Source organism: Vicinamibacterales bacterium, assembly GCA_041659285.1.
Lineage (GTDB): Bacteria > Acidobacteriota > Vicinamibacteria > Vicinamibacterales > UBA2999 > 12-FULL-67-14b.
In genome coordinates this window covers 1-3,440 of record JBAZYO010000037.1, presented here as the reverse complement: position 1 = coordinate 3,440, position 3,440 = coordinate 1, and the positions used below count along the sequence as shown (strand labels likewise).

Below are 3,440 nucleotides of genomic sequence, written 5' to 3'. Positions count from 1 at the left end.
GGACATTTTCGCCGCTTTGCAGGACGATCTCGCCGATGAGCGGCTGAAACGAGTGCCGGCAATAGGAACGGATGCACGCGATCTCGTTCGGGTTGACCAACACTGGTCGGCCTGGTTCGTCGCCGACGTATTCACTGAGCTGAAGCATCGCTCACCTCACGACTGACGTGTAAACGCGTTTGACTTCGCACTCGACTTCGTGTCGTGTCGTCTTGAACCCTTCACCCTCGACTTCGATGTACTGCACGTCTCCGTCGAACATGTCATTCCCGCCGCACTGTTTTCGCTGCTCCTGGTCGTCGAAGTATTCCGCCGCTTGCTCCGCAGCCTCGCGTGGATCGGCGGCGCAGAACACTGTCACGTCTTCGCCGCGTGGCCCTTCTCCAGCATGTAGCAACTTCCAGCATCGCCATTCCATCACTCACCTCCCGCCTTGCCATCACTCACCTTACTCATTGCCGCATCGACACATGCGTCAACTTCATCTGCTCCGTGCTTGCAGGCGGCAGGGACACGCCAGGCGATGGCAGCCACGCCCTCCGGGGCGACGCGCCGCAGCCAGCGGTAGCGGACTGCGTCAGCAAACGCGCGCTGCAGGTCGCAATTGAAGGTCACGTCGTCGATCTCGACGGTGATCTCCGGCGGCGAACAGCAGCAGCACGGCGGCGCGGCACCGCCTCCCGCCTTCCTCACAGCCTCGTAGAGATCTAGGTCGCCCCATTCCGACACTGGGATCTCGTCCGCGCAGCGGCGCAGCAGAGCCTGCAGCCGTTCGAGCTCCGTATCAGCGAGCGACACCAACTTGCAGCAAAGTACGTAGTGCCCAATGTCGTCGAGCGTATCGCGCAGGCTGACGTTCTCTTGGTCGTACCAGTTCGCGGACGCCCATTCGCACCAGGCTCCTAGGTCTGCCCAGTGGCCCTCTGTCTCCACCAGGGCCGCTGTGCGATCGGACCACGGACAGATTGTTTTGCACTCAGCCATTGATCGTTCCTACCCTCCCCTGGCGCCCAGGCCGTGGCAACTCGCGGGTGAGCCCCAGCTTTCGCCGCACGTAGCTGTTGAGGCTCAGTCCGGCTGCCTTGGATTCGCGTGTTAAGCTGGCGAGTTCGTCGTCGTTCCCGCGCAGGGTGAGAATGATGCGTTCATGTTGATGCGGCTTGCATCCGATCGCGCGGAGGATGTCCCCGGCGATTTCCTCGTCCGTTGTCCGGGGGCAACCCTCCGCGGCCTTCAACCGGTCGAGGTCCGCGAAGATCAATTCAATCGCCTCGCGTTCCCTCTGCACCATGCTGGTCTCATCCGCGCCGGACGGCACAGGGAGTCTATTCATCCTCAGCTGGACGAGGCGTTTCACGTTGGGACCTATAGGCCGTTTCGTCATCCCAGCACCTCAGCAACCATTACTTCTTGCGCGAGTTGTGTGCCATCGCCGCTGACGTAGTAGCGCCCGCCTTTGTAGACCACGCCGTCAGAGCATCGCTCGCCGTAGACGGCCTTGAGCACTCGCACCAGCTCCGCTTCCGCCGCCGCGCGAGACTCACGAGCCACGACCGCCGCATGCTCGGCGCGCTCTAAATCCACTTGCCTGGCCAACATATAAGTCAACGCCCCGAGCACTTTCTCTTTCTGGTTCATCTCGTCCCCCGTGATGATCTTGGTCGTTGGTGATGGCATCCAGCCGAACCAGCCGCTGCCTGGCCGGAAGGCCTTGTGTCTGTCCAGGACTCCCTCATCCATTCGCTTGACTCATCGCCCAGGCCGCCCACAGCTGGTTGTCGCGCAGCGTGTCTTGGTCCGGCTGCCGTCCGTAGATCCGATAGGTGGCGATCGCAATCCGGCGACACCCTTTGCCGCGCGTGCAGGCGAAGCCCACGCCGATGTCGGCCGCCAGCTCGTAGACGTGCGCCACCTCATCCGGCCGCATGACGTCGGTGAGCTGGTCCAGCGCGTCGACGCCGCCGGCCGGATCGATCACGACCCGCAGGAACCGCGGCGCTCGAGCCAGCGATAGGCCATGGCCCTTGGCCGGGCCGTCGAGAAAACGCGTCGTCATCGGGTGACCTCGTCTAATTCGTGAGATACGCGTGCGACCGCAGCCAATCCTCGTGCATCAGGCGGGCCTGGTGGCAGCGGATGCGGTCGGTAACCGGATGGCAAACTACGACCTCGCCCGCCGCGCACGCGACCTGCTGGTCCGCTGCCACGTACGCGCGGCGGATGGCGTCCACTTCGTCGGCGGCCGTGACGACCACGCCCCCGATCGGGAGCCGCACGTCGTAGTTGGCGCCGCGGCTAACGCGGAACAGGAAATAGCACCAGGATCTCATGAGTGCACCGCCGGCAGGTCCTCGAGGAACCGCAAAACCTCATCGAGCGAGAGCGCGAGGTGGTCGCACATTTTGACCATCAGTTCCGGTTCCCCGGGGGCGAGCAGGAGAATCGTCTTCTTGCCAGCCCCGCAGGCCCATCCCAACTCCAGCGATGCCGAGCGACCAAACGGCTGCACTGCGACCACGGCGTCGCAGCACTCCAGCGCGCCCATGTCGCTCGCGAAACCGCGGATCGCGATCCGGTGGCCCAAGTGTTCCCGGTACTCGCCCGGCTCCCACTGCTCCCAATTCGGATCGATCTCCGACCAGTGAAACCCATGGTCACCAGGCCGCGGATTGCGGAAGTCGTAGACCTGGTGGCCGGCACTGCGCAGCGCTTGCACTACTGCAGGCTGCGTCGCATTCCGCCAACTACTCGCGACGTAGATGATCATGGCGCCGGCCTCGCTGAAGCCTGATACCCGCCGTGCACGGTCTGCATCGCGGCCTGGATCAACTCGAGCACCTCGAGGCAGCCGTGGGCCTCGGAGGCTAGGGCCTTCGCGCGGTCGCGATCGGCCTCGGCGTCCTGATTCTCGGGATCGACGATCGCTCGCAGCGCGACCGCGCCGGCGTCCTCCTGTTTCTCGGCGACCAGGTCCCCGACCTGGCTCTCGAGCAAGCGGAGCGTGTTCTGCACGGCACGTTTGTGGCGTTGGTTCATGGGTTCATGCCTTTCTTGCGAGTGAAGATCTTGAGCGCGTATAGAAAGCCGCGACTTCGCGACAGAAACACGTCCGCGACGCGCGTCATATTGGCTGCACTGGCAGGGATGACCGTCCCTAGGCGCGGCGGTGGGAGTTCGATCCATGGCTTGGGCGGCGACTCCATCAGATCACGGGCCTCCGTGGCGAGCATGATTCCGTCAGCGCGTTTGATCGCATCGTGGTGGAATAGGACTCGGTCGAATCCCATCGCCTCCGCAATCGCCGCGTCAATGCGCTCATTGACCTGATCGACCTGCGGCGCCATCTCCTTGGCCGGGCGGCAGACGTCGCCGAAGCCGTTGTAGGCCTCGTGCGCGTCGTGCAGCAGCGCGGCGAAGCGAATCGCGTCGTCGGTGGTCTG

General features: G+C 63.9%; 9 protein-coding genes. 1 reads left to right on the top strand and 8 read right to left on the bottom strand.

Annotated features, from left to right (window positions below; translation table 11 throughout):
* The first annotated feature begins 199 nt into the window (after positions 1 to 199).
* Positions 200 to 394, top strand: coding sequence for a hypothetical protein (locus WC815_24145; GenBank protein ID MFA5911882.1), 195 nt, complete (start codon positions 200 to 202; stop codon positions 392 to 394).
* Positions 395 to 417: 23 nt separating this feature from the next.
* Here the strand turns inward: WC815_24145 and WC815_24140 are convergent, their stop codons facing one another.
* The 8 genes from WC815_24140 to WC815_24105 all read right to left on the bottom strand — a co-directional run.
* The gene (locus WC815_24140; protein ID MFA5911881.1) at positions 418 to 984 is read right to left on the bottom strand and encodes a hypothetical protein; all 567 of its coding nucleotides are present in this window, start codon (positions 982 to 984) and stop codon (positions 418 to 420) included.
* Positions 977 to 1,357: a hypothetical protein gene (locus tag WC815_24135; GenBank protein ID MFA5911880.1), complete on the bottom strand. Its 381-nt coding sequence runs from the start codon at positions 1,355 to 1,357 to the stop codon at positions 977 to 979. Before WC815_24135 ends, WC815_24140 begins: the two co-directional genes overlap by 8 nt.
* Before the next feature lie 23 nt (positions 1,358 to 1,380).
* Positions 1,381 to 1,740, bottom strand: coding sequence for a hypothetical protein (locus WC815_24130; protein ID MFA5911879.1), 360 nt, complete (start codon positions 1,738 to 1,740; stop codon positions 1,381 to 1,383).
* A complete protein-coding gene (locus tag WC815_24125) occupies positions 1,733 to 2,056 on the bottom strand; it encodes a hypothetical protein (protein ID MFA5911878.1) in 324 nt (107 codons plus the stop codon). Before WC815_24125 ends, WC815_24130 begins: the two co-directional genes overlap by 8 nt.
* A gap of 13 nt (positions 2,057 to 2,069) precedes the next feature.
* Positions 2,070 to 2,330 (bottom strand): hypothetical protein, encoded by a 261-nt coding sequence (locus WC815_24120; GenBank protein MFA5911877.1) that lies wholly within the window; start codon positions 2,328 to 2,330, stop codon positions 2,070 to 2,072.
* Entirely contained in the window at positions 2,327 to 2,767 is a 441-nt protein-coding gene (locus WC815_24115; protein MFA5911876.1) for a hypothetical protein, read from the bottom strand. Before WC815_24115 ends, WC815_24120 begins: the two co-directional genes overlap by 4 nt.
* Positions 2,764 to 3,036: a hypothetical protein gene (locus WC815_24110; protein ID MFA5911875.1), complete on the bottom strand. Its 273-nt coding sequence runs from the start codon at positions 3,034 to 3,036 to the stop codon at positions 2,764 to 2,766. The genes WC815_24115 and WC815_24110 overlap by 4 nt, the downstream gene beginning before the upstream one ends.
* The coding region (locus tag WC815_24105; GenBank protein ID MFA5911874.1) for a hypothetical protein at positions 3,033 to 3,440 on the bottom strand (408 nt) is incomplete at its 5' end. The genes WC815_24110 and WC815_24105, both read right to left, overlap by 4 nt.